Origin of the sequence: Streptomyces sp. URMC 124 (assembly GCF_051386455.1) — a bacterium.
Classification (GTDB): domain Bacteria; phylum Actinomycetota; class Actinomycetes; order Streptomycetales; family Streptomycetaceae; genus Streptomyces.
Genome location: NZ_JBPQTS010000605.1, coordinates 1 through 244, shown reverse-complemented (window position 1 = coordinate 244; position 244 = coordinate 1). Strand labels below are relative to the sequence as shown.

General features: G+C 50.8%; 1 protein-coding gene. It reads right to left on the bottom strand.

Annotated features, from left to right (window positions below; translation table 11 throughout):
* Window positions 1–244 (bottom strand): hypothetical protein (locus tag ACSNOG_RS33860; RefSeq protein WP_436756498.1); only part of this gene is annotated, 244 nt, incomplete at both ends.

The window sequence follows — 244 nt, the reverse complement described above, 5'->3', positions numbered from 1 at the left end:
ATCTGCAGCTTGACCTCGCTCTCGTTCGGGCGGTCCGCTGCCTTAGACGGGCCTCCCTCTTCGTAATACCGGTTCGACATGTCCAGCCCTGATTGAATTTCATTCAAATACGAAGGGATAATGGAAATCTTCATCATGTCATTCACGTAATCGTCCAGCTTGCCCATCATCTTGCTCGACAGCTGGGAGACATAGGCCACGGTATTCTTTTCGATCGAAGCCGTATAACGCTCCGCCGCAAAAT